Source organism: Streptomyces sp. NPDC059373 (assembly GCF_042751495.1).
GTDB lineage: Bacteria > Actinomycetota > Actinomycetes > Streptomycetales > Streptomycetaceae > Actinacidiphila.
In genome coordinates, this window is sequence record NZ_JBHYXC010000060.1 from 1 (window position 1) to 23868 (window position 23868).

A 23868-nucleotide genomic window follows, 5' to 3' on the forward strand; every position below is an offset into this window, starting at 1 on the left:
CGTCCGGTTCCCGGGTCCGTCCTCAATCGCCGGACGGGCTGAAAGTCAGCCCGTCCGGCGATTGAGGACAAAGCGCAGCCGGCGGCTGCGCAACCCGGCGAACGTCCGCGGCCACGGCACTAGCCCGGCGGCTGGACGCGGGTGCCGTAGTGATCGGCCACGACCCGGCTCATCGCGCCGATCGGGTCGTCGGCGACATCCTTGGCCGCGAAGAAGACGTTGCCGCGCACCTGCGGGTAGTCCGCGTCGAAGGAGAGGTGCCGGGACAGCTCGGCGGGGTCCTGCCAGGCGTCGGGCTGGCCGGAGGCGCCGGCCTTGTAGAGGGCCTCGCCGATGTAGAGGCGAACGCGGGTGCCGGCGACGGTGTCGGACCACCAGGGGATGAGTTCGGCGTAGTCGGCGGCCGAGTTGCCGAGGTGCCAGTAGACCTGCGGGACGATGTAGTCGATCCACTCCTTGCGGACCCAGCCGCGGGTGTCGGCGTACAGGTCGTCGTAGGTCTGGACGCCCGCCCGGGTGTCGGAGCCCAGCGGATCGGTGCTGCGGTTGCGCCAGACGGCGAAGGGGCTGATGCCGAAGCGGGTGCCGGGGCGGATCTGCTTGATGCGGGCGGCGGTCTCCTGGACGAGCAGGTCGATGTTGTGGCGGCGCCAGACGGCGCGGTCGTTGTAGTCGGCGCCGTAGCGGTCGTACGCGTAGTCGTCGTCGAAGGACTGACCCGCGACCGGGTAGGGGTAGAAGTAGTCGTCCCAGTGGACGGCGTCGATGGCGTAGCGCCTGACCGCGTCGAGCATCGCGTCCTGGACGAAGCGGCGGACCTCGGGCAGGCCGGGGTTGTAGTAGAGCTTGCCGCCGTACGGGACCACCCAGTCGGGGTGCACGCGGGCGGGGTGGCGGGGCACCAGCCGGGAGCGGTCGGTGTTGTTGGCGATCCGGTAGGGGTTGAACCAGGCGTGCAGCTGCAGCCCGCGCCGGTGGGCCTCGCGGACGGCGGTGCCGAGCGGGTCCCAGCCGGGGTCGCGGCCCTGGGTGCCGGTGAGGTATTCGGACCAGGGTTCGTACGACGACGGCCAGAACGCGTCGGCGGTGGGCCGGACCTGGAACATCACCGCGTTGAGCCGGCGGTCGGCGGCGCAGTCGAGCACGTCGAGCAGCTCCTGCCGCTGCCGGGACGCGGACAGGCCGCGCGCGGACGGCCAGTCACGGTTGGCGACGGTGGCGACCCACATACCGCGCAGCTGCGCCCGGGGAGCCGCGAGTGCCTCACCGCCCACCGACAGCGCCAGTGCCGCCCCGGCGGCGCCTCCCGCGAAGGCGCGGCGCGTGATGTGCCGGCCCACCGTGTCCATGTCCATGCGTGCCCCCTGATCGTCCGTCATGTCCCGCTGATGATGCGCGGCCCGAGGGGCGAGGGGCAATCTCCGCACCCTGACGGCGTGTCAGCCGACCTCTGAAAGCCCTTTCCCCACCCCTTCTCGGGTCGGCGCATGGCCGCTACCATCGGTCTGCCATCCACCATGGGAGCGCTCCCAGTCCACACGTTCCGTCCACACACCGCCCGCACAGCGGCTGTACGGAGAGGGAGTCCCCCCATGCCACTGCCCCCCATGCCCCTGCCACGAAGAGCCCTGGGCGCACTGCTGGCCGCACTCGCCCTGATCTGCGGATTACTGGCCGCCGCCGCGACCTCGGTGCAGGCCGCCGCGACAGCGGAGACGTACACCTGGAAGAACGCCCGCATCGACGGCGGCGGATTCGTGCCCGGCGTCATCTTCAACCGCTCGGAGAAGAACCTCGCGTACGCCCGCACCGACATCGGCGGGGCCTACCGCTGGAACGAGAGCGGCAAGTCATGGACACCGCTGATGGATTCCGTCGACTGGGACCACTGGGGCCATACCGGCGTCGTCAGCCTCGCCACCGACTCCGTGAACCCCGACAAGGTCTACGCCGCCGTCGGCACGTACACCAACTCCTGGGACCCCAACAACGGGGCCGTGCTCCGCTCTTCCGACCGGGGCGCCACCTGGACGGCCGCCGCACTGCCCTTCAAGCTCGGCGGCAACATGCCCGGCCGCGGCATGGGCGAACGCCTCGCGATCGACCCCAACAAGAACAGCGTCCTGTACCTGGGCGCGCCCAGCGGCAACGGCCTGTGGCGCAGCACCGATTCGGGCGTGACGTGGTCGAAGGTCACCGCCTTCCCCAACCCCGGCGACTACGCCCAGGACCCCGGCGACACCACCGGCTACGCCAGCGACAACCAGGGCGTCGTATGGGTCACCTTCGACGAGCGCACCGGTTCGTCCGGCAGCGCCACCCAGACCGTCTACGTGGGCGTCGCCGACAAGGACAACACCGTCTACCGTTCCACCGACGGCGGTTCGAGCTGGTCCCGCATCGCCGGCCAGCCCACCGGCTACATCGCCCACAAGGGCGTCCTGGACTCCACGAACGGCTATCTGTACATCGCCACCAGCGACACCGGCGGCCCGTACGACGGCGCCAAGGGCCAGGTCTGGCGCTACGCGACCGCCACCGGCGCCTGGACCGACGTGAGCCCGCTCCCGGACGCCGACACCTACTTCGGCTACGCCGGCCTGACCGTCGACCGACAGCACCCCGGCACGGTCATGGTCACCGGCTACAGCTCCTGGTGGCCCGACACCCAGATCTACCGCTCGACCGACAGCGGCGGCACCTGGACCCACGCGTACGACTGGAGCAGCTACCCGAGCCGTACCTTCCGCTACACCCAGGACGTGTCCTCCGTCCCCTGGCTGACCTTCGGCACGAATCCGACGGCGCCCGAGGTCACGCCGAAACTGGGCTGGATGACCGAGTCGCTGGAGATCGACCCCTTCAACTCCGACCGCATGATGTACGGCACCGGCGCCACCCTCTACGGCACCGACAACCTCACCGCCTGGGACACCTCGGGCGGCCAGATCAAGATCACGCCGATGGTCAAGGGCATCGAGGAGACCGCCGTCAACGACCTGATCAGCCCGCCCTCCGGCGCCCCGCTGCTCAGCGCCCTCGGCGACATCGGCGGCTTCCGGCACACCGACCTGACCGCCGTGCCCGCACTGATGTACACCTCCCCCGGCTTCACGACCACCACCAGCCTCGACTTCGCCGAGGCCGGCCCGAACACCGTGGTGCGGGTCGGCAACAACGACACCGCCCCGCGTATCGCCTTCTCCACCGACAACGGCGCCAACTGGTTCCAGGGCACCGAGCCCTCGGGCGTCACCGGCGGCGGCACGGTCGCCGCTGCCGCCGATGCCAGTGGCTTCGTCTGGAGCCCCGACGGCACGGGCGTCTCCTACACGACCGGCTACGGCAACTCCTGGACCGCCTCGACCGGCGTCCCGGCCGGCGCGACGGTCGAATCCGACCGCAAGAACCCCAAGAAGTTCTACGCCTTCAAGTCCGGGACCTTCTACGTCAGTACGGACTCCGGCGCGACCTTCTCCGCCACCGCCGCCACCGGGCTCCCCGCCGACGGATCCGTACGCTTCAAGGCCCTCCCCGGCACCGAGGGCGACATCTGGCTCGCCGGCGGCAGCTCGACGGGCACGTACGGCCTGTGGCACTCGACGAACTCCGGCGTGTCCTTCACCAAGCTCCCGGCCGTCGAGCAGGCCGACACCATCGGCTTCGGCAAGGCCGCCACCGGCGTCTCGTACCCGGCGCTCTACACCAGCGCCAGGATCGGCGGCGTACGCGGCATCTTCCGCTCCACCGACGCGGGCGCGAGCTGGGTGCGGATCAACGACGACGCCCACCAGTACGGCTGGACCGGCGGCGCGATCACGGGCGACCCGAGGGTCTACGGCCGGGTGTACGTCAGCACGAACGGGCGCGGCGTCGTGTACGCCGACACATCCGACACGACGGGCGGCGGCAGCACCACGACACCCACGCCCACCCCGACCCCGACCCCGACGGCGACCACGACCCCGACGGCGGCCCCGTCCACCTGCGCGGTGACGTACGCGATCACCAGCCAGTGGAACACCGGCTTCCAGGGCGACATCTCCATCAAGAACACCGGCGCGTCCGCCGTCAACGGCTGGACCCTCGCCTGGACCTTCCCCAACGGCCAGACGGTCTCCCAGCTCTGGAACGCCACCTACACCCAGACCGGCTCGACGGTCACCGCCACCTCCCTCAGCTGGAACTCCGCCATCGCCGCAGGCTCGTCGGTCTCCTTCGGCTTCACCGCCGGCTGGTCCGGCACCAACGGCAAACCGACCGCCTTCACCCTCAACGGCTCCACCTGCGCGATCACTTAAGGGGTGCTACGGTCGCGGACATGACTTCCGGACCGCACTGACGGCAGACCCCCTGACCGCCCCGCGCATGCGCACGGGGCGGTCCTCGGTGTCCCTGTCAGGCGAATCCTCGTCCGGAGTTCCCTCATGTCCCGCACCAGCGGTGTGCTGCCTCGCCATGCCCAACTGCCCTTTCTGATCAGCCTGCTCGGCCGCTTCGGCTACGCCGGGCACGGACTGGCCGTCCTCCTCTTCCTCAACCAGAGCGTCGGCTCGCTGGCCGTCGCCGGCACGCTCGACGCCGTCTTCGCGTTCACGGCCACCTCGACCGTCCCCCTCCGGGCCCGCCTGATGGACCGGCGCGGGGCGGGCACCCCCGTCCTGCCCGTGCTGGGCATCGCGTACGGAGCGGCGGTGTGCGCGCTGCTCGTGATGGGCTCGTGGGCGCCGCCGGTGCTGCTCGCGGTGCCGCTGGCGGCGATGGGGCTCAGCGCGCCGCCGATGGGGGTGGTGATGCGGATCCTGTGGGCGGCGCTCGTGCCCGAGGAACTGCTGGGCCGGGCACTCGGTCGCGACGCGGTGGCCGAGGAGCTGTCCGTGGTCTGCGGTCCGCTGCTCGGCGGGCTGGCCGCCGCGTCCGCCTCGCCCCGGACGGCGGTGGTCCTCACCGGCGCCCTGATCACCGGCGCCGCGCTGCCGCTCGGCCGGGCCGCCACCCGCCATCTGCCGGCCTCGAACGCCACCGCTACGGCCGCCGCCCCTGGGGCCGGCTCCGGTGCGGCGAAGGGCGGTTCCGTGGTGTTCCGGCTCCGTCCGGTGCTGGCGGTGCTCGGTTCCCTCGGGGTGCTGCTCGGCACCGTGGAGCTGGCGGCGGTCGCCGTGCCGGGGGTGGCCGCACTGCCCGGGGGCGCGGGCTGTCTGCTGGCTCTGATGTCCGCCGGCAGCGCGATCGGCGCCGTCATCCAGGGCCGCCTGCCCGACCCGGCGGCGCCGCTGCGGCGGGCACTGCTGCTCACCACCGGGGCCGTGCTCCTCGCCGGGCTGCTGCTCGGCGCGCTGTCGCTCCGCTCGCCGCTGTGGTGGGCGGTCGGCCTGCCCGTTGTAGGCGGCTGCGTGTCGCCCGCGATCGTCGCGGGCTACCTCTGGGTGGCCCGTACGGCTCGCGAGCACCCGGCCGAGGCCAACGCCTGGGCGAACACCGCCCTCGGGATGGGCGTCGCGGTGGGCACGGCCCTGGCCGGGATGGCTCTGGGCCTGGCCTAGGGGCGTAATCCATGTGTCATCCACCCAGGTGTAGTGTCGATCGGTGCGATCGGACCAGGGAAGAGGCAGGCGTTGAACGACATCCAGCACGTCGGTGTAGTGGGGTGCGGCCAGATGGGCGCGGGCATCGCGGAGGTGTGCGCCCGATCGGGACTGGACGTCCGGGTCGCCGAGACCACCGGCGAGGCACTGGAGCTCGGCCGTACGCGTCTGACCAACTCCCTTACGAAGGCCGCCGAACGCGGCAAGATCACCGCGGAGGAGCGGGACGCGACCCTGGGGCGGCTGACCTTCACCACCGACCTCGGCGAGTTCGCCGACCGGGACCTGGTCATCGAGGCCGTCGTGGAGAACGAGCAGGTCAAGACCGAGATCTTCCAGGTCCTCGATCAGGTCGTGACCCGGCCCGACGCGATCCTGGCCTCCAACACCTCCTCGATCCCGCTGGTCAAGCTGGCCGTCGCCACCTCGCGGCCCGACCAGGTCCTCGGCATCCACTTCTTCAACCCGGCCCCGGTCCAGAAGCTCGTCGAGCTGATCCCCGCGCTCACCACGGGCGACCAGACGCTGCTGCGCGCCGAGAAGCTGGTCACCGACGTCCTCGGCAAGCACGCCATCCGTGCCCAGGACCGCTCGGGCTTCATCGTCAACGCCCTCCTCATCCCGTACCTGCTGTCCTCGATCCGGATGTTCGAGTCCGGTATAGCCAGCCGCGAGGACATCGACAACGGCATGGAAATGGGCTGCGCCCACCCCATGGGGCCGCTCAAGCTGTCCGACCTCATCGGCCTGGACACGGTCGCGTCGGTGGCCGACTCGATGTACGACGAGTACAAGGAGCCCCTGTACGCGGCCCCGCCGCTGCTCCAGCGCATGGTCGACGCGGGGCGGCTCGGCCGCAAGACCGGCCACGGTTTCTACGACTACTCCTGACGGGCCTTACGGCCGCGCCCGGGCCGCCGGGTCGGCGGCAACGGAGATCGCCGGGCGGTCCGCCGCGTCGACGTCCAGGTCCGCCGGGGCGATCGCGGCGCCGGAGGCGAGGACGGCGACGGTCATGGCGTGGGCGAGTGCGGTACGGGAGCGGACGCCGAACTTGCGGTAGATGCGGGAGAGGGTGCCCTCGACCGTCTTGACGCTCATGAAGAGCTCGGCGGCGACCTCGCGGTTGGTGGCGCCGCCGCCGACCAGCTCGGCGACGCGCTGTTCGGTGGCGGTGAGCTCGGGGCCTCCCCCGCCGCCGCGCTCCATGGCGTCGAGGCGGTGCAGCTCCTCGCGGGCCTTGGCCTCCAGGGGCGCGGCGCCGGCCTCGCCGCAGATCCGCAGGGCCTCGGTGAGCGCGACCCGGGCGACCGTACGGCGGCGCGAGCGGCGTTCGACGGCGCCGAGGGCGATGAGGGTGCGGGCCAGGTCGAGCGGGAGCGGCAGCTGGCGGAGCCGGTCGGCGGCGGCCTGGAGCCGGGAGACGCCCTTCTTGGCTCGGCCCAGCGCCGCTTCGCGCAGGCCTTCGGCGCGGTCGAGGGCCGCGAGGGCACTGACCGGGGTCTGCCGGGAGGTGCGCCGGTGCGCGGCCTGCAGCACTTCGGCGGCGGCGTCGGTCTCCCCGAGCACGACGAGGGCCTCGGCGAGGTCTCCGTAGCAGCGCAGCAGGGCGGGGTCGGCGATGGCCATCGACTCGCCGGCCCGCCGTACGCGCTGGAGCGCTTCCGCCGCGGCGGCGATGGACTGACGGCCGCCGGCGAGGGTGTGGACCTGGCCTAGTACGACCAGGGAGCGCATGAGGAAGAGCTGGTCGCCGTCGGCTTCGCAGGCCAGGACGGCGCGCTCGGCGAGCCGTAGGGCGGTGTCGAGATCGCCGCCGGCCATCTCGGCGAGCGCGGCGGCGTAGAGCGCGGGCGGTGACGCGCTGCCGGCCTCGGCGGGCAGGCGGGCGATGCGGGCGGCGCTCTGCAGGGCCTCGTGGCAGCGGCCGCCCATGACCTGGATGCGGGTGAGGGCGACGAGGGTGGCGACGGCCTCCTCGACTCCGGCGAACTCGCCGATCCTGGCCAGGAGTTCGGCGACCTCTTCGTGGGCGTCGACCACCCGGTCGGCGTCGGCGGCCAGCAGGGCGCCGGTACGGACGAGGCCCCAGGCACCGGGTTCGTCCTCCCGGCCGCCGAGGAGTGCGAGGGCGTCCTGGAGTGCGCGGTCGGCGGCGGCCGCGTCCCCGTGCAGGGCATGGAGGCGGGCCAGCAGGGCGAGCGAGGCGAGCAGGGTGTCGGCGGCCGCCGGACCGGCGAGGCGGGCCCGGTCGGCGGCCCGGCGGGCGTGGACGACGGCACGGGTGGGACGGCCGCCGAGGAGGTGGCGTACGGCGGCCCAGTGGTGCAGCCGGGCTTCCAGGTCGGGGTGGCCGGTGGCCTCGGCGAGACCTTCGTCGATGAGGCGGGCGGTGCCGTCGAGCGCCTGGCCCGCGTTGCCGAGCAGGACGAGCCGGGCGCGAACGCGGTGGGTGGCGGAGGCGGCGCCGGTGAGTACGGTCTCGGCGGCCCGGGCGGCCTCGTCGCGCAGGCCTGCGTCGCAGGCGTATCCGGCGGCGGCCAGCAGCCGGTCGGCGCGGTCGCCGGGCCGGTCCTGCGGGGTGCGGCGGGCGGCGAGTTCGGCCAGTTCGGCGGCGGCGCCCGGGGCGCCCCGGCGGCGGGCGGATTCGGCGGCGGTGATGAGGGTGCGGGCGGTGGTCTCGTCCTCGTGGGGGTGGGCGAGGGCGAGGTGCCGGGCCTGTTCGACGGGCTCGGTGACGGCGGCGGCCAGCAGCTTGTGCGCGGCCCGCCGGTCGTGCTCGGCGGCGTCGGCGTGGACGGCGGCCCGGATCAGCGGGTGCCGGAAGCGTACGGTGCCCTCGGCGTCGGCCACGGCGATCCCGAGGTGCTCGGCGGAGCCGAGGTCGCGGGCGGCGTCCGGCACTCCGGCGGCGTGCAGCAGCGTGAGGGTGGGGCGGGCGGCGGCGCTGGCGACCAGCAGGGTGTGCCGCGCGGTCGCGGGCAGCCGCCGCACCCGGTCGAGCAGCAGGGCACGCAGCCTCGGCGGCACCGGCAGCGGGCCCCCGGGGGCGCCGGGCGGGCCGTCGCGCAGCACCGCGCGGCCGAGCTCGAGCGCGTACAGCGGATTCCCCGCGGCGGTGCTCCGTATGGCCTGCAGGGCCGACTCGGGCAGCCGGTCTCCGCTGTCCTCGCGCAGCAGCCGTTCCAACTCGCCGTCGGGCAGCGGCGGTACGCGGATCTCCACAGTCCCCGGCGGGCACTGGCCCAACCGGGTGGGCTGCTCGCCGTCGGGCACGCGTTCGGCGGCGACGAGCCGGAGGGCGTGGCCCTCGACCCGGCGCAGCGCGAAGGCGAGCACTTCGCCGCTGGGCTCGTCGAGCCACTGCAGGTCGTCGATGGCCAGGTACAGCGTGCCGGTGTCGGCGGCGAGCGCTTTGAGCGCCTCGAGTACGGCGATCCGGACCGCCAGCCGGCTCCGCCCCCCGACCGGGGCCCGGCCGCGCAGCAGCGCCGCGCGCAGCGCCGCCCTCGGCGCGGGCGGCAATCCGTCGACGTACGACTCGGGCACCTTGGCGAACAGGTCGATCAGCCCGACGAAGGGCAGCCTCGCGTCCTCCTCTGCGGGCGCGCAGCGCAGCACGGTGCCGCCGGGCGGCGGCGTGAGCGCGTCGATCAGGGTGGTCTTGCCGATGCCGGCCGGCCCGTACAGCAGCACGCCGGGACTGGCGATCAGCTGTGTCCGGGTGTGGTCGAGGAGCTCCCGACGCCCGATCATGGACGGCATCTGGACATGACAAGCTACTGGCGAGTCGCTTGTCAATGGCCTGAGGGTCTGCGGCCGGGCAGACCCTCGGTCACGCGTGGCCGTCGGGGTGCGGTAGCAGGACCATGCGGTGGGCGTACGGTACGGCGTCCTCGGCGCGTTCGCAGGCGGCGATGACGGTGGCGCCGTCGTCGGCCGCGCGGCGCAGTTCCGCCCAGGTGGCGGGGACGTCCGGGTCGGCGTCGATGGTGACGGCGGGGCCGGTGGCCCAGGGAGTGCGGGCGAGCGCGAGCAGCAGGCCGGCGCGCTGCTCGGTGTCGGGTCCGATGACGGCGATCAGCTCTCCTGCGGGTGCGGTGACGGTGGGCGTCGCCATGCCTGCCCTCCCTCTTCTCGGTATGGGCGGTTTCCTCATGAATCGCCCATATGTCTACCAAGGGTGAGGGACGATCAGCGGCGCGGCACTCCGGGGAGCCGCCGCGCCGCCTTCCGTACGTGCGCTGCCTGAGCGATCTGCGCGGGCACCCTCGGGACGTCCCGGTGCAGGAGGAGCAGCGCCATGTCGTCGGTGAGGCGGCCTTTGGTGTGCCGCAGGAAGCGGGCACTCATCGACTGGACGAGCACCCGCGCACACAGCGATCCGCCGCGGACCGAGGCGCGGGCGGCCGCCTCCAACTCGGTGGCGAGCGGGAAGAACGCCCCCGCGGCGTTCCGGGCGTCGGCCACGCCGTCGGTGTGGCAGAACAGCGCCTGCCCCGGCGGCAACGGCCCGCAGCGGACGGCGGCCAGGTCGTCGCCGGGCTCGAACAGCCCGAGCGGCGGCAGTGGTTCACCGGCCTCGATCTGCGCCGCGCACACTCCGCCCGGGCAGTCCGCGCTGATCCGGTACGGGGGCGGGTGACCGCAGTTGATCAGCTGGGTGCCGCCGTCCTCGCCCAACTGCAGCAGAAGCAGCGTCACGAATTCCTCGGCGGCCGGGAACTCCGGGGGCTCCGACGCCACCGCCGGGTGCTCGGCGTGCGCGCGCTCACGCAGATGCCGGGCCAGGGTGCGGTCCAGGCGCCGCAGGACGCCGCCCAGTTCGGGCTCGTCGTGCGCCGCCTCGCGGAAGCCGCCGAGCAGCGTGGCGACCGTACCGATCGCGGCGAGGCCATGGCCGCGTACGTCGCCGATCACCGCCCGCAGACCGTACGGCGTGGCCAGCACCTCGTACAGGTCCCCGCCGACGTGGGCGCCCCGGCTGGCCGAGAGGTAGTCGCCGGCCACCGCCACCCCGTTCACCCGGCGCGGCAGGGGGCGCAGCAGCACCTGCTGGGCCGCCACGGCGATCTCCCGCGTACGGTCCAGTTCGGCGGCCAGCCGCGCCTTGCGGTCGGCCAGCCAGAGGCACAGGATCACCACGGCGAGCGTCGTCACGGCCGTTCCCGTGCGGGGCGCGATCCCCTCGCCCTCGTCGGCCACCACCACGGCCACGGCCAGCGCGACAAAGGCGAGCGCCCCGCTCATCGCCACACACCGCCGCCGCCCGCTCCCCGCACAGGCGATCGCCGGCGCCACCGCCACCGCGGACACGCAGTGCACCCCGCCCGGCACCAACAGAGCCACCGCCAGCACCCCCGCCACCCACACCCCCGGAAGCAGGAACACCGCCAGCCCGCGCACTCGAATCGCCGCTCTGGTTCGAATCATCCCGCCGGCTCCCCCTAGGGCCTGTCTTCCGGATCATGCTGGGCTCGCGACGTCTGGCACGGCACCTCGCGGCGTTGTCGTCGGTCGCCGACGTCCCCCAGCCTGGCGGCTGGGAGGTGCCCCCACCTCCGCCGTGCGATGCACCGCACCACACCCCGCTCCCTGATCCAGCCTGATCCGGAAGACAGGCCTTAGAAGCCGTTGACGCGGTCGGCAACAGAAGCGCTCCCGCACCGGGGCGGGCCCTCATCCGCGACTGATTCTCGCGACTCCCCGAGCCCGCTCCGCCGCCCCGTGTCCCATTTCACCCGATCGAGGGACGAAACCCCGCGGGGCTGGGGGGGAGCCGCAGACGCCAACGGGGCCGCACGGGTGGTTGCGGGTGGGAAACACCCGCCGTAGACGCACTTGGGGGCGCCCCCCTCAACGGGAGGCGCCCCAACAGCCAAGGCCCAGCGGCAGCGCTACGCGCCGCGAAGCACCGCACCCGTACGCTCGGCGGCGGCAGCGACCGCCGCGTCGCGGGCGACGGACGCCTCGTCCGCCGTCAGCGTGCGATCCGACGCCCGGAAGCGGAGCGCATACGCGAGGGACTTCTTGCCGTCGCCGATCTGTTCGCCGGTGAAGATGTCGAACAGGCGCAGGGATTCGAGGAGTTCGCCGGCGCCGTCACGGAGGGCGGACTCGACGTCGGCCGCCGCGATGTCGGCGTCGACGACGAGCGCGACGTCCTGCGTGGCCACCGGGAACGGCGACACGCGCGGGGCGACGACCGGGCCGGCGGAGGCCCGCTCGACGAGGTCCAGGTCCAGCTCCATCGCGGAGGTGCGATCCGGGAGGTGCAGGGCCTTGATGACACGCGGGTGCAGCTCACCGGCGTGGCCGACGAGGGTGTCCCCGGCGTAGAGCGCGGCGCAGCGGCCCGGGTGCCAGGGGGCGTGCTGGTCCTTGCGGACGGTCAGCTCGACCCCGGCCTCGCGGGCGACGGCACGGCCGGCCTCGACCGCGTCTGCCCAGCCCGCCGGGTAGCCCTTGCCCCACCAGCCGGCCGGCTCACGGGCACCGGTCACCACGACCGCGACGCGACGCGGCTGCCGGGGCAGCGCGGCGTCGAGGGCCGCGATCTCGGCGTCCGTCGGACGGCGGTCGACCGGCAGGCGCGGCGGCGCGGACTCGTCGCCGGTCGGCCGGAAGACCAGGCCCATCTCGAAGAGCGCGAGGTCGTGGTTGCCCCGGCCCTCGTTGCGCCGCAGCGTGCCGAGCAGGCCCGGCAGCAGCGTCGTACGGAGCGCTGGTTCCTGGTCGGACAGCGGGTTGGCCAGCTTGACGGTGATCCGGCGCGGGTCGTCAGCGTCGAGGCCGAGCTGGTCGAAGACGCCGTCGCCGATGAAGGGGTAGGCCTGGATCTCGACGTAGCCTGCTCCGGCCAGCGCCCGGCCGACCCGGCGGCGCAGCTTCTGCGACTCGGTCAGGCCGCGCCCGGACGGCAGCTTGGGCAGGGTGGAGGGCAGGTTCTCGTAACCCTCGAGCCGGATGACCTCTTCCGCGAGGTCGTTGGGATCGGTGAGGTCGGGCCGCCAGCTCGGCACGGTGACGACCAGGTCGTCGGAGCCGTACACGTCGCACCCGACCTGCTGGAGGCGGCGTACGACGGTCTCGCGGCCGTACTCCATGCCCGCGACGCGGTCCGGGTGGTCGGCGGGGATGGAGATGGTGTGCGGCGCCGAGGGCGCGACGATCTCCGTGACGCCGGACTCGGCGGTGCCGCCGGCGAGCAGCACCAGGAGGTCCACGGTCCGCTGGGCGGCCGCGGAGGCCGCCTGCGGGTCGGTGCCGCGCTCGAAACGCTTGGACGCCTCGGAGGTCAGCTTGTGGCGGCGGGCGGTACGGGCGATCGAGACCGGGTCGAAGTGCGCGGCCTCGATGACGACGTCCGCCGTCGCGCCAGCCGTGTCGTCGTGGTCGGCGATCTCGGTGTTCGCGCCGCCCATGACGCCGGCCAGGCCGATCGGCCCCCGGTTGTCGGTGATGACCAGGTCCTCGGGGTCGAGGACCCGCACCGCGCCGTCGAGCGTGGTGAGCTTCTCGCCCGGCTGGGCCCGGCGCACGCCGATGGCGCCGTCGATGCGGCTGCGGTCGTACGCGTGCAGCGGCTGGCCCAGCTCCAGCATCACGTAGTTCGTGACGTCGACGGCGAGCGAGATCGGCCGCATACCGGCCTTCTGCAGCCGCCGCTGGAGCCAGATCGGCGAGCGGGCCTCGGGGGCGAGGCCGGTCACCGTACGGGCGGTGAAGCGGCCGCAGCCGACGGGGTCGGAGACCTCGACCGGATACCCGTACGAGTTGGGGCCCGGCACGTCCAGCAGCGCCGGGTCGCGCAGCGGCAGCCCGTACGCGATGGCGGTCTCGCGGGCGACGCCGCGCATCGACAGGCAGTACCCCCGGTCGGGGGTGACGGCGATGTCCAGGACCTCGTCGACGAGCTCGAGGAGCTCTATGGCGTCGCTGCCCACCTCGTGCTCGGGCGGCAGCACGATGATGCCGTGCGAGCCGTCGTCGCCCATGCCCAGTTCGGCGCCGGAGCAGATCATGCCGTGCGAGTTCCGGCCGTAGGTCTTGCGCGCGGAGATCTCGAAGTTCCCGGGCAGCACGCCGCCCGGGAGGATGACGACGACCTTGTCGCCGACGGCGAAGTTGGTGGCGCCGCAGACGATCTCCTGCGGCTCGCCGGACCCGTTGGCGGTGCCGACGTCGACCGTGCAGAAGCGGATCGGCTTCTTGAAGCCCTCCAACTCCTCGACGGTGAGCACCTTGCCGACGACCAGGGGGCCCTTGAGCCCGGCGCCGAGCTGCTCGACGGTCTCGACCTCGAGGCCGACGGAAATGAGCTTGGCCTGGACGTCGCGGCCGGTCTCACCGGCGGGCAGGTCGACGTACTCCCGCAGCCAAGAAAGCGGGACCCGCATCAGATCTCCATCCCGAACGGAAGGGTGAAGCGCACGTCACCCTCGACGATGTCTCGCATGTCCTCGACCTTGTGACGGAACATCAGCATCCGCTCGATGCCGAAGCCGAAGGCGAAGCCGCTGTACTTCTCCGGGTCGACGCCGCAGGCGATGAGCACCCGGGGGTTGACCATGCCGCAGCCACCGAGCTCGATCCAGCCCTCGGACGAGCAGGTCCGGCAGGGACGGTCGGGGTTGCCGACCGACTCGCCACGGCAGACGTAGCAGACCATGTCCATCTCGGCGGACGGCTCGGTGAAGGGGAAGTAGTTCGGGCGCAGCCGGGTCGTGATGTCGTCGCCGAAGAGCGACTGGACCATGTGGTCGAGGGTGCCCTTGAGGTCGGCCATGGTCAGGCCCTCGTCGATGGCGAGCAGCTCGATCTGGGTGAAGACCGGGGTGTGGGTCGCGTCCAGCTCGTCGGAGCGGTAGACACGGCCCGGACAGATCACGTAGACCGGCGGCTCACGGTCGAGCAGCGAGCGGATCTGCACCGGGGAGGTGTGCGTGCGCAGCACGACACCGCTCTCCTCGGCGTCCTTCGCGCCCTCCTTGCCCTGCACGAAGAAGGTGTCCTGCATCGTGCGGGCGGGGTGGTCCGCCCAGATGTTGAGCGCGTCGAAGTTGAACCACTCGGCCTCGACCTCGGGGCCCTCGGCGACCTCGTAGCCCATGGCCACGAAGATGTCGGCGAGCCGGTCGGAGAGGGTGGTCAGCGGGTGCCGGGCGCCCTCGGGGCGGCGGTCGTAGGGCAGCGTGACATCCACGGCCTCCTCGACCAGCACGCGATCGTCACGCTCGGCCTCCAGCACCTCCTGCCGGGCCTTGAGCGCCTGGTTGACCGCGCCGCGCGCCTGGCCGACACGCTTACCGGCCTCGGCCTTCGCGTGCGGCGGCAGCGCGCCGATCTCGCGGTTGGCGAGCGCCAGCGGTGAGCGGTCGCCGGCGTGGGCGACCTTGACCTCGCGCAGCTCGTCGAGGTCGGCGGCCGACGCGATCGCGGCGAGCGCCTCGTCGCGCATGCGCTCGATCTCTTCCGGTTTCAGTGCCTCGACCTCGACAGGGTCGTACGACTTATTGGGTGCCGACATTTCTTCCCGTTCCGATGTGGGTGCTGGCGCGGCCCTGCCCGAATGCCCCGACCGACAAGTGCCAGGGGTCGAGTCTACTGGGGTCGCGAGGATCGGCTGGTCACGCCCGTCGGAGACGGTGGACAACCCGTACGGCTGTCCAGCGATTGCTCAGGCCATGAAGGCCGGTGCCCCGACGGGCAGAATAAATCGGAACTGGGCGCCGCTGCCCGGGGCGCGGCCGACGGTGATGGTGCCGCCGTGGGCTTCGACGATGCCCTTGACGATGTACAGGCCCAGGCCGGTGCCACCGCGCTTGCTGCCCCGCCAGAAGCGGGTGAAGACGCGGCTCATCGACTCCTCGGGGATGCCGGGGCCTTCGTCGCTCACGGTGACTGCCGTACCTTCCGTCTGCGCCTTGGACGGCGCGGGTGCCACCTCGATGGTGACAGTTCCCTCGCCGTGGCGCACCGCGTTTTCCAGCAGGTTGCCGAGGATCTGGTCGATCTTGTCGGGGTCGGCCCACAGCGCGGGCAGCGGCTGGGCGACCCGTACCGCGAAGCGGTCGGCCCGCTGGCCGGCGGCCACCAGCGCGTCCACGTGGCGCTGCACGGCGGCGGCGATGTCGACCGGCTGGCGGCGGACCTCCAGGCGGCCGGAGTCGATGCGGGAGATGTCCAGCAGCTCGGCGATCAGCCGGGTGACGCGGTTGGCGTCGGCGTCGACCGTCTCCAGCATCAGTTTCTTCTGATCGTCGGTGAAGCGTTCCCACTTGGCGAGCAGCGTCCTGGTGAAGCCCTTGACGCTGGTCAGCGGGGAGCGCAGCTCATGCGCGACGGTGGCGATCAGCTCCGCGTGGCTGCGCTCGGTACGCCGCCGGGCCTCGGTGCCGCGCAGGGCGACGACCAGCCGCTGGACGGGGCCGCCGGGGTACGCACGGACGTATTTCGCGGAGACCAGCACCTCGCGGCCGCCGGGGAGCAGCAGATTGCGCTCGGGCTGCCCGGTGCGGGTGGCCAGGCCCTGGTAGGGGTCGGTGACCGTCCACCAGCGGCGGCCCTCGAGGTCCTCCAGGGGCAGCGCCTGGTCGATGGGCAGGCCGATGACGGCCGGCGGGGCCAGGGCGGTGATGCGGGCGGCGGCGGTGTTGAAGCAGATGACCCGGCCGCTCTCGTCGGCGACCACGAGTCCGTCGGGGAGATCGTCCGGCGTCAGGCCGTACTCGGTCAGGATCTCCGCCCAACCCGGCACGGCATGACCGGCGGACCCGCCGCTCGTCCTGACAGCATCCATCCCCGTACCCCCTTTCCAGGGCCCCCGGGGCGCCACCTTACTAGCTGATTGTTACGGAGCGGCACCCTCCGGGAGCGCGCTGCGCGCGGGCGGAGGCATACAGGCACACAGCGGCGGCCGTCGCCAGGTTGAGGCTTTCGGCCCTGCCGTGGATGGGCACGCGCACCACCTCGTCCGCGAGTGCGCGGGTCTCCTCCGGCAGCCCCCACGCCTCGTTCCCGAAGATCCACGCCGTCGGCCCGCTCATCGTCCCCTCGTCCAGCTCCGCGTCCAGGTCCCGCTCCCCCGCACCGTCGGCGGCCAGCAGCCGCACACCCGCGGCGCGCAGCCCCTCCGCGACGGTCTCCACGGGGACCCCGACGGCGACCGGGAGGTGGAAGAGGCTGCCGGCCGAGGCCCGTACGGCCTTCGGGTTGTAGAGGTCGACCGAGGCGTCCGTGAGGACCACCGCGTCGGCCCCGGCGGCGTCCGCGCAGCGCAGAACGGTGCCGGCGTTGCCGGGGTCCCGGACATTGGCCAGTACGGCCACGAGCTGGGGGCGGGCGGCGAGGATGTCCTCGAACGGGGTGTCCAGGAAGCGGCAGAGGCCGACGATGCCCTGGGGGGTGACGGTGTCGGACATCTCCGCGATGACCTCGGCTGTCGCCGTGAGGACCGGTACGCGTGCCTCGGCGGCGGCCGTGACGATGTCCGCGTGGCGGTCGGCCGCGTCCGGGGTCGCGTACACCTCGATCAGGTACGGGATCGCTTCGCGGACCGCCTGCGGGCCCTCCGCGATGAAGCGGCGCTCCTTGCCGCGGAAGCTGCGCTTGGCCAGGCGGTGTGCGGCGACAACGCGCGGGGACCGGAGTGACGTCAGCTCAGGGCCGGGCATGGTGCGGGGCTCTCATTTCGTGGGGTTGGGGGCAGTCGTCCCGCTGGGCGGGACGGGTGGGCCCAACCCACCCGCACCCGGCAACGGTGCGCCACTCCGACGGCGGGTGGCCGGGGGTGCGTCGGCGACGTTCCGCCGGTGGCCGGGCCGTGCCAGCCCCAGTTCCTCCCCCAAGCACTTCGTGCAGGGGGACCCCCAAGGCGGACGGCCTACCCACAAACCCGGGGGCCAAGGGTGGAGCCCCGACGCACATCGGGCCCGCAGGCAGAGCCTGCGGGCCCGTCAGCGCAGCGTTACGCGGCCTTCGGAGCGTTGACGTCGGCGGGGAGCGCCTTCTGGGCAACCTCGACGAGGGCGGCGAAGGCGGGGGCGTCGTTGACGGCCAGCTCGGCGAGGATCTTGCGGTCGACCTCGACCTGGGCGGCCTTCAGGCCCTGGATGAAGCGGTTGTAGGTGATGCCGTTGGCGCGGGCAGCGGCGTTGATGCGCTGGATCCACAGCTGACGGAAGTCGCCCTTGCGCTTCTTGCGGTCGTTGTAGTTGTAGACCAGGGAGTGGGTGACCTGCTCCTTGGCCTTGCGGTACAGGCGCGAGCGCTGACCGCGGTAGCCGCTGGCGGCCTCGAGGATCGCCCGACGCTTCTTCTGGGCGTTGACTGCCCGCTTGACGCGTGCCACTTGATAACTCCTAGTGAGGGACCGCGGGGATGCTCACGCGGCCCGAAAAACGGATAGGTCCCGGTTCAGTGCGACGCGCCCCGGTGGGGGCGCGGCCGTCACTTGCCGAGAAGCTTCTTGATCTTCTTGGCGTCGGGCTTGGACAGCACGACGGTGCCGCTGAGGGCACGGGTCTTGCTCGACGGCTTGTGCTCGAGCAGGTGGCGCTTGCCGGCGCGCTCGCGGATCACCTTGCCGGAGCCGGTGAGCTTGAATCGCTTGCTCGCACCGCTGTGGGTCTTGTTCTTCGGCATGGCGCCGTAGTCTCCTCGTCGCTGGCCCTCCCGTCCGCCCGGAAGCGGACGGAGAGCGTCAGTACTTCATTGCAATCCCGGAGCGGGTGCTCCGGGGTCTGGCTTACGCCGTCAGCTCTGGTCGGCGGCTTCGTCGGCTTCGGCTGCCTCAGCAGCGAGGGCGTCGTCGTACGCCTGCTGCTCGACGTCCGACGGGTTCTCCGGCAGGCGACCGGCCTTGCGGGCGGCCTGCGCCTCGCGGGCCTCGGCCATGGCCTCGGTCTTCTTCTTGTGCGGACCGAGAACCATGATCATGTTTCGGCCGTCCTGCTTGGGCGCGGACTCCACGAAGCCCAGTTCCTGGACGTCACCCGCGAGCCGCTGCAGCAGCCGGTGACCCAGCTCGGGCCGCGACTGCTCACGGCCACGGAACATGATCGTGATCTTGACCTTGTCGCCCTGCTTGAGGAACCGGACGACGTGACCCTTTTTGGTGTCGTAGTCGTGCGGGTCGATCTTCGGCCGGAGCTTCATCTCCTTGATGACCGTGTGCGCCTGGTTCTTGCGCGCCTCACGGGCCTTCATGGCCGACTCGTACTTGAACTTCCCGTAGTCCATGAGCTTGCAGACCGGCGGACGTGCGTTCGCCGCGACCTCGACCAGGTCCAGGTCGTACTCCTGCGCGAGTTCCAGGGCCTTGGCAAGCGGCACAATGCCGACCTGCTCGCCGCTGGGACCGACGAGTCGCACTTCTGGGACGCGAATCCGGTCGTTGATGCGGGGCTCGGCGCTGATGGGGCCTCCTCGGTAGCACCACGCGACTGACTGGCCGACAGCCGCGTTTACGTCACTTGTTATCCGTCCGACCCCGTACCAAGGCGCAAAAAACGCCCCGAAACGGGTCACAGGCGGGGCTCCTCACAACCGGGAGCACCGCCGCGGTATTCCCCGCGGGGCGCATCGGGCGGCCGCACGTCCTGGGTAGGACGCACACCGCCTGACCGGGACCCGCCGACCTTTTCGGTCGGCCAGGTGGGAGATCGGAGCCTCCACTTGTGGGCTGAATGGTCCGCTCGCACGAGGCTCGCAGGGTGTCCAGCCGGTCAATCGTCAAGCATACCAGCGTTCGACCGCAGTCCGTAATCGGCCGCGCGGGGCCTATCGTGTGAGGCATGAGCGACGCGACCCCGCAGAACGACCGCCCCGACTTCGACACCATGACCCGCGACATCGCGGACGTCCCCGCGGTCGAGGTGATCACCACGGTGGCCGTCCACCTCATGAGCGCCGCAGCGGTCAACCTCGGCCTGGCCGAGGAGGGCTCGGACCACAAGGACCTGGACGAGGCCCGCAAGCTCATCACCGCCCTCGCCGGCCTGGTCACCGCCGGCGCCCCCGAGATCGGTTCCTACCACGCCGGTCCCCTGCGCGACGGGCTCAAGTCCCTCCAGCTCGCCTTCCGCGAGGCCTCTGTCATCGCCGACGAGCCCGGCCAGGGCCCCGGCGAGAAGTTCACCGGTCCCGTCTACGGCTGAAAGATCGGCGGCTGAAAGATCGGCGGCCGGGGGATCAGCGGCTGAAGAGCGGCTCGCCCGGGAGCTTCGCCTCGGCGGGCAGCAGGGCGAGGTCGAGGCCGCGCCGCAGGGCGCCGCGCAGTATGTCGTCGCCGGCGAGGGCGGTCGCGACGCGCTGGGCGACCTCCCGTACGGCGGTGCCTTCCGCCGTCACCAGGCCGAGGGTTCCGTCGGTGCCGTCGGCCGGGACCAGATAGGCCCGTACGACGCCGGGCTCGGCGGCGACTGCGGCGCGGACCGCGTCGCGTACGGCAGGGTCGGCGAGGGGGTCACGCAGATCGCGGCCCTCGGCGACGGCGCGCAGCGCGTGTCCGGCCAGGGCGTACGGGACGGGGCCGGCCATGTCGATCAGCAGGGTGTCGGCCTTCTCGTGCGCCAGGGCCTGGAGTGCCTGCCCCAGGGGGACGGCGACGGGCCGGGCGTCCGGGCGCCAGCGGGCCAGTGACTCCGTTGAGGTGAAGGCGGGGAGAGCGCGGCGGCCGTCGGCGGCCTGGATGGTGGGCACGGCCATGTCGCTGGTCTTCTCACGCCGCAGGCCGTCGGCCCCCGTCTCGACCTCTCCCAGCAGAGCCACGACGGGCACCAGCAGCCGCGCGTCCCGGAGTGCGGTGAGCACCTCGCCCTCGGCCGTGCGGTCGGCGGGGTTCGCGTCGTACGCGGAGAGCGCGGCGGCGAGCCTGGGGTCGGCGGTGCCGTCGTCGTCGGAGAAGCCGGAATCAGGGATGTTCTTGAGCGCCACGGGTCGAGGGTAGCCCGCATTCCAGATGTGAATTTCTCACACGATTTTTACCTGGTTCCTATGGGGCACGTAGGTTCGATACCTAGCGTCGCGGAACATGGCATCCGAGATCCCTGAGAGCGCGGACCGTGCCGAACCCTCGCGGCGGCGCAGGGTCGGCCGCCGCTCACGCGCGAGCAAGGCGCGCCCCGTCATATTCACCGCGGTCGCGACCACCGTACTGCTGGGTACGGGACTGGGTACGACCGCATACGTGAAGGCACAGACCCGCAGTTCAGCCGGGGCCGCGGCGCCGGAGTCACCCTCGCCCTCGGCCACGCCGAGTCAGGGGTACGCGAGGGCGGTCGCGGTGAAGGCACCGGTGAGGGCAGTGGTGGACTGGGACAAGGTGCTCAGCAAGGGGCTGGCCGACGTGGAGGGCGGATCGAGCGCCCACTACTCGGTGGCGATCCTGGACACGACGTCGGGCGAGAGCGCTGTATACGGCAGCGGCACCTTCGACACCGCGAGCATCGTCAAGGTCGACATCCTGTCGACGCTTCTGCTCCAGGCGCAGGACGCCGGGCGTCATCTGACGGCCCATGAGAAGGCCAACGCCAAGATCATGATCGAGAACAGCGACAACACGGCGGCCAGCGCGCTGTGGAACGACATCGGAGGGGCCACCGGTCTCAACGCGGCCAACAAGCGCTTCGGCCTCAAGGAGACCACCGGCGGCAGCGGCCTGCTGTGGGGCCTCACGCAGACCTCGGCGGCGGACCAACTGAGGCTGCTGAAGGTGGTGTTCGGCAAGGACTCGGTGCTGAGCGCCGCCTCGCAGTCCTACCTCCAGGGCCTGATGGGCCAGGTCAACACCTCCCAGGACTGGGGTGTGCCGAGCGCCTCGACCGGGGACTTCGAGGTCAAGAACGGCTGGCTGCAGCGCACGACGACCGGCCTGTGGGACATCAACAGCATCGGCCGGGTCACCTCGGACGGCCACACCTACCTCGTCGCGGTCACCTCCAAAGGCAGCACCACGATGAACCGGGGCGTGGCTCTCGTCGAGGAGGCCGCGCAGGCCGCGGTCAAGGCCTTCAACAAGGCGTCGGACGACGCGAGTTCCTAGTCGCCTGTCGTGGCCGCCGCCACATCACGACCGCCGCGGCGGTCAGCCCGCTCCCCGCGACCGCGAAGGCGACCGCGATCCCGTCGCCCAGCCCGGCGCCCTCGTCCTCCCCCGCCGACAGGCGGGCGGCGATCGGCCCGGAGCCGAAGTACCGCTGCGCGTACGCCGACGGGGTCGGCGTCGGCCCGTCGGCCTTGAGCTTGCGGGCGGCCTCCAGCGCGGCAGCCGGATCGATCAGGCCGGTGCCAACGGCGTCGCTGCGGCCGCCGGCGGGATTGTCCCGGGTGGTGTCCTCCAGGACTTCCTTGATCTGGGCCGGGCTCAGCCGGGGGTAGGCGGAGCGGATCAGAGCGGCCGCCCCGGAGACGTACGCGGACGCGGTGCTGGTGCCCCAGCCCTCGTAGTAGTGCCGGTCGGGGTCGGCGATGACGACATCCACGCCGGGTGCGGCGACGGCGGCGTACCAGCGGCTGGTGGAGAAGTCCGCGCGGTTGCCGTACCGGTCGACGGCGGCGACGGCGATCACGCCGGGGTAGGCGGCCGGGTAGGAGGCGCGGTTGCCCTCCTGGCCGCCGTTGCCGGCCGAGGCGACGACGACCACGCCCTTGGCGAGGGCGTACTGGATCGCCTCGTCCTCCTGCGGCTCGGGGTGGGCGGTCTTGCTGTCGTCGCCGAGCGAGAGGTTGATGACGTCCGCGCCGTGGTCGGCGGCCCAGCGGATGCCCTCGGCGAGCGCGCCGCCGCGTGTGGTGCGGGCTTTCTTCCGCTGCGGGTCCTTGTCCTCCAGGATCACCCGTACGGGAAGGATCTTCGCCTCCGGCGCGATGCCGAGGACTCCGTCGGCCCGCCCCACGCCGTGGCCGTGCCCGGCGATTATCCCGGCCATGCCGGTGCCGTGCCGGGCCCAGGAGCTGCCCCCGCGCTTCGCCCCGAAGCCGACCATGTCCTTGCCCGCGAGTACCTGCCCGGTGAGGTCGGGATGGGTCCCGTCGACCCCGGTGTCCAGGACGGCGACCGTGACGCCCTGGCCCTTGGTCGTACGCCAGGCCTGCTCGGCGTGCAGCGCGTTGAGCGCCCAGTCGGCGTCCCGTACGGCGTCCGCGTGTGCGGGGGCGGCCGATGCCGCCAGCGCGGCAAGGGCGGCGAGCGCGGCGGCCGTACGGCGCAGGGCGCGGCTCACCGCGACGGCTCCGAGCCCGCCGAAGGGGTGAGCGCCCTGGCCGCCGTGCGCACCCGGGCGTCCACCGCGTCGGCCAGGGCCTGCGCGGTGTTGCCGAGGCCGGCCTGGGCGGGGGCGGAGGTCGCGCCGTCGGCGGTGGCGGATGCGGCGGCCTGCGGGACGGCGATCTCGCGGCCGTCGGCGAAGCCGCTCACCGCGTACACGACGGCCGGCAGGTCCGCCGAGACATCGACGGTCCAGGAGGCCCGCTGCTTGTCGCCGAAGCCCGAGGCCGCGGTGCCGGCGAAGGCGACCGGCCGGGGCAGCAGATCGGTGCGGGAACCGAGGTGTTCGTTGTTCCAGCGGTTGTGCAGGGCGCGCATGGTGGTGGCGTCGGCCTTGGTGATCAGGATGCCCACGGTCGTGACATCGGTGGACGTCGCGTCGGTGTAGGTCGCCCGCAGCAACTGGAGGCAGCCGAGCGGGTCCAGCACCTTGGCGAGCAGCGGGTCGAAGGCGTCGGCGCAGTCGCTCTCCGGCGCGACGCCGATCCGGGTCCACGTCCGGTCGGCCCCGCCGGGGCCGGCCGCGCGGCCCTTGACGGTGCGCGGGAAGAGGGTGTCCACGGGCGTGCTGTGCCACAGGCCCCGGGTCGCGCTGTAGGCGCTGGCCGACGCTTCCGCCGGGGTCGGCTCGTCGGCCGCCGCGCCGTGGTTGATCAGGGCACCCGCGACCGCGCCGCCTAGCAGGCCGAGGCCCAGCACCATGCACAGCGCCGCCGTCGCGGTCCGCCGGGGGCGCGGGGCGGCGTGCTGGGTGGGGGCGTGGGGCTGCGCGTAGGCGGGCTGCGGTTGCGCGTAGGCGGGCAGCGGCTGCGCCGGGTACCGCGGCGGATGCGGCGGGGGCGGGGGTATCGGGCGCGTACGCGGTGGCGGAAAGCCCGGGTGCGGCGGCGCCGGATGCGGCCCGGATCCCCCACGGTCGACTCCGGTGCTCACCCGGCGCCCCCTCGTCAGATGCGTTGTCACAGAATGCGCGTCACTCTACGGGTTACCGGACGGGTAATTCTCAGGTGGGCG

The 23868-nt window shown here is 72.5% G+C and carries 19 protein-coding genes; 5 read left to right on the forward strand and 14 right to left on the reverse strand.

The features are described from left to right. Positions 1–119 precede the first annotated feature (119 nt). Positions 120–1340: a glycoside hydrolase family 10 protein gene (locus tag ACFXJ5_RS38310; RefSeq protein ID WP_459254004.1), complete on the reverse strand. Its 1221-nt coding sequence runs from the start codon at positions 1338–1340 to the stop codon at positions 120–122. Positions 1341–1592: 252 nt separating this feature from the next. On the opposite strand from ACFXJ5_RS38310, the gene ACFXJ5_RS38315 reads away from it, so the two are divergent. The 3 genes from ACFXJ5_RS38315 (at position 1593) to ACFXJ5_RS38325 (ending at position 6476) form a co-directional block, all read left to right on the forward strand. Beyond that, positions 1593–4301, forward strand: a complete 2709-nt coding sequence (locus ACFXJ5_RS38315) for a cellulose binding domain-containing protein (protein WP_384642180.1) — start codon at positions 1593–1595, stop codon at positions 4299–4301. A 126-nt stretch (positions 4302–4427) separates the two neighbouring features. Beyond that, the gene (locus ACFXJ5_RS38320; protein WP_384642183.1) at positions 4428–5543 is read left to right on the forward strand and encodes an MFS transporter; all 1116 of its coding nucleotides are present in this window, start codon (positions 4428–4430) and stop codon (positions 5541–5543) included. Between the two features lie 72 nt (positions 5544–5615). Beyond that, entirely contained in the window at positions 5616–6476 is an 861-nt protein-coding gene (locus tag ACFXJ5_RS38325) for a 3-hydroxybutyryl-CoA dehydrogenase (protein WP_384642185.1), read from the forward strand. 6 nt (positions 6477–6482) lie between these two features. Here the strand turns inward: ACFXJ5_RS38325 and ACFXJ5_RS38330 are convergent, their stop codons facing one another. The 10 genes from ACFXJ5_RS38330 to infC all read right to left on the reverse strand — a co-directional run bounded on the left by ACFXJ5_RS38330 (position 6483) and on the right by infC (position 19067). Next, entirely contained in the window at positions 6483–9350 is a 2868-nt protein-coding gene (locus tag ACFXJ5_RS38330) for an AAA family ATPase (RefSeq protein WP_384642188.1), read from the reverse strand. 70 nt (positions 9351–9420) lie between these two features. Continuing rightward, a complete protein-coding gene (locus ACFXJ5_RS38335) occupies positions 9421–9705 on the reverse strand; it encodes a hypothetical protein (protein WP_384642190.1) in 285 nt (94 codons plus the stop codon). Positions 9706–9779: 74 nt separating this feature from the next. Beyond that, complete coding sequence (locus ACFXJ5_RS38340; protein ID WP_384642193.1) at positions 9780–11018, reverse strand: PP2C family protein-serine/threonine phosphatase; 1239 nt, start codon at positions 11016–11018, stop codon at positions 9780–9782. 464 nt (positions 11019–11482) lie between these two features. Further along, complete coding sequence (pheT, locus tag ACFXJ5_RS38345; RefSeq protein WP_384642196.1) at positions 11483–13984, reverse strand: phenylalanine--tRNA ligase subunit beta; 2502 nt, start codon at positions 13982–13984, stop codon at positions 11483–11485. After that, on the reverse strand, positions 13984–15114 hold the full coding sequence (pheS, locus tag ACFXJ5_RS38350; protein WP_384642199.1) for a phenylalanine--tRNA ligase subunit alpha: 1131 nt from the start codon (positions 15112–15114) through the stop codon (positions 13984–13986). Before pheS ends, pheT begins: the two co-directional genes overlap by 1 nt. A gap of 150 nt (positions 15115–15264) precedes the next feature. Further along, positions 15265–16386, reverse strand: coding sequence for an ATP-binding protein (locus tag ACFXJ5_RS38355; protein WP_384642202.1), 1122 nt, complete (start codon positions 16384–16386; stop codon positions 15265–15267). Between the two features lie 40 nt (positions 16387–16426). Further along, positions 16427–17260, reverse strand: coding sequence for a TrmH family RNA methyltransferase (locus tag ACFXJ5_RS38360; protein WP_384642205.1), 834 nt, complete (start codon positions 17258–17260; stop codon positions 16427–16429). Positions 17261–17553: 293 nt separating this feature from the next. Then, positions 17554–17937 (reverse strand): 50S ribosomal protein L20, encoded by a 384-nt coding sequence (rplT, locus tag ACFXJ5_RS38365; protein WP_329320123.1) that lies wholly within the window; start codon positions 17935–17937, stop codon positions 17554–17556. 98 nt (positions 17938–18035) lie between these two features. After that, positions 18036–18230 carry a 50S ribosomal protein L35 gene (gene rpmI, locus ACFXJ5_RS38370; RefSeq protein WP_384642209.1) on the reverse strand — a complete coding sequence of 65 codons (195 nt, stop codon included), beginning with the start codon at positions 18228–18230 and terminating at the stop codon, positions 18036–18038. A 111-nt stretch (positions 18231–18341) separates the two neighbouring features. Further along, on the reverse strand, positions 18342–19067 hold the full coding sequence (gene infC / locus ACFXJ5_RS38375; RefSeq protein WP_384642252.1) for a translation initiation factor IF-3: 726 nt from the start codon (positions 19065–19067) through the stop codon (positions 18342–18344). 314 nt (positions 19068–19381) lie between these two features. Here infC and ACFXJ5_RS38380 point away from each other — a divergent pair, with 314 nt between their 5' ends. Further along, positions 19382–19744 carry a DUF1844 domain-containing protein gene (locus ACFXJ5_RS38380; protein ID WP_127358408.1) on the forward strand — a complete coding sequence of 121 codons (363 nt, stop codon included), beginning with the start codon at positions 19382–19384 and terminating at the stop codon, positions 19742–19744. A 34-nt stretch (positions 19745–19778) separates the two neighbouring features. On the opposite strand, the gene ACFXJ5_RS38385 is transcribed toward ACFXJ5_RS38380, so the two are convergent. Continuing rightward, positions 19779–20522 (reverse strand): SseB family protein, encoded by a 744-nt coding sequence (locus tag ACFXJ5_RS38385; RefSeq protein WP_384642212.1) that lies wholly within the window; start codon positions 20520–20522, stop codon positions 19779–19781. A gap of 97 nt (positions 20523–20619) precedes the next feature. On the opposite strand from ACFXJ5_RS38385, the gene ACFXJ5_RS38390 reads away from it, so the two are divergent. Next, on the forward strand, positions 20620–21630 hold the full coding sequence (locus ACFXJ5_RS38390) for a serine hydrolase (RefSeq protein ID WP_384642215.1): 1011 nt from the start codon (positions 20620–20622) through the stop codon (positions 21628–21630). Here the strand turns inward: ACFXJ5_RS38390 and mycP are convergent. Next, positions 21599–22810: a type VII secretion-associated serine protease mycosin gene (mycP, locus tag ACFXJ5_RS38395; protein WP_384642218.1), complete on the reverse strand. Its 1212-nt coding sequence runs from the start codon at positions 22808–22810 to the stop codon at positions 21599–21601. The two genes, ACFXJ5_RS38390 and mycP, sit on opposite strands and share 32 nt — an antisense overlap. Further along, positions 22807–23787, reverse strand: a complete 981-nt coding sequence (locus ACFXJ5_RS38400; protein WP_384642221.1) for a hypothetical protein — start codon at positions 23785–23787, stop codon at positions 22807–22809. The genes mycP and ACFXJ5_RS38400 overlap by 4 nt, the downstream gene beginning before the upstream one ends. Positions 23788–23868 lie beyond the last annotated feature (81 nt).

Excerpts from the sequence above, each read along its gene's own strand:
- ACFXJ5_RS38315 (WP_384642180.1), top strand. The coding sequence starts at position 1,593 with ATGCCACTGCCCCCCATGCCCCTGCCACGAAGAGCCCTGGGCGCACTG.
- ACFXJ5_RS38320 (WP_384642183.1), top strand. The coding sequence starts at position 4,428 with ATGTCCCGCACCAGCGGTGTGCTGCCTCGCCATGCCCAACTGCCCTTT.
- ACFXJ5_RS38330 (WP_384642188.1), bottom strand. The coding sequence starts at position 9,350 with ATGCCGTCCATGATCGGGCGTCGGGAGCTCCTCGACCACACCCGGACA.
- ACFXJ5_RS38335 (WP_384642190.1), bottom strand. The coding sequence starts at position 9,705 with ATGGCGACGCCCACCGTCACCGCACCCGCAGGAGAGCTGATCGCCGTC.
- ACFXJ5_RS38340 (WP_384642193.1), bottom strand. The coding sequence starts at position 11,018 with ATGATTCGAACCAGAGCGGCGATTCGAGTGCGCGGGCTGGCGGTGTTC.
- pheT (WP_384642196.1), bottom strand. The coding sequence starts at position 13,984 with ATGCGGGTCCCGCTTTCTTGGCTGCGGGAGTACGTCGACCTGCCCGCC.
- pheS (WP_384642199.1), bottom strand. The coding sequence starts at position 15,114 with ATGTCGGCACCCAATAAGTCGTACGACCCTGTCGAGGTCGAGGCACTG.
- ACFXJ5_RS38355 (WP_384642202.1), bottom strand. The coding sequence starts at position 16,386 with ATGGATGCTGTCAGGACGAGCGGCGGGTCCGCCGGTCATGCCGTGCCG.
- ACFXJ5_RS38360 (WP_384642205.1), bottom strand. The coding sequence starts at position 17,260 with ATGCCCGGCCCTGAGCTGACGTCACTCCGGTCCCCGCGCGTTGTCGCC.
- rpmI (WP_384642209.1), bottom strand. The coding sequence starts at position 18,230 with ATGCCGAAGAACAAGACCCACAGCGGTGCGAGCAAGCGATTCAAGCTC.
- ACFXJ5_RS38380 (WP_127358408.1), top strand. The coding sequence starts at position 19,382 with ATGAGCGACGCGACCCCGCAGAACGACCGCCCCGACTTCGACACCATG.
- ACFXJ5_RS38390 (WP_384642215.1), top strand. The coding sequence starts at position 20,620 with ATGGCATCCGAGATCCCTGAGAGCGCGGACCGTGCCGAACCCTCGCGG.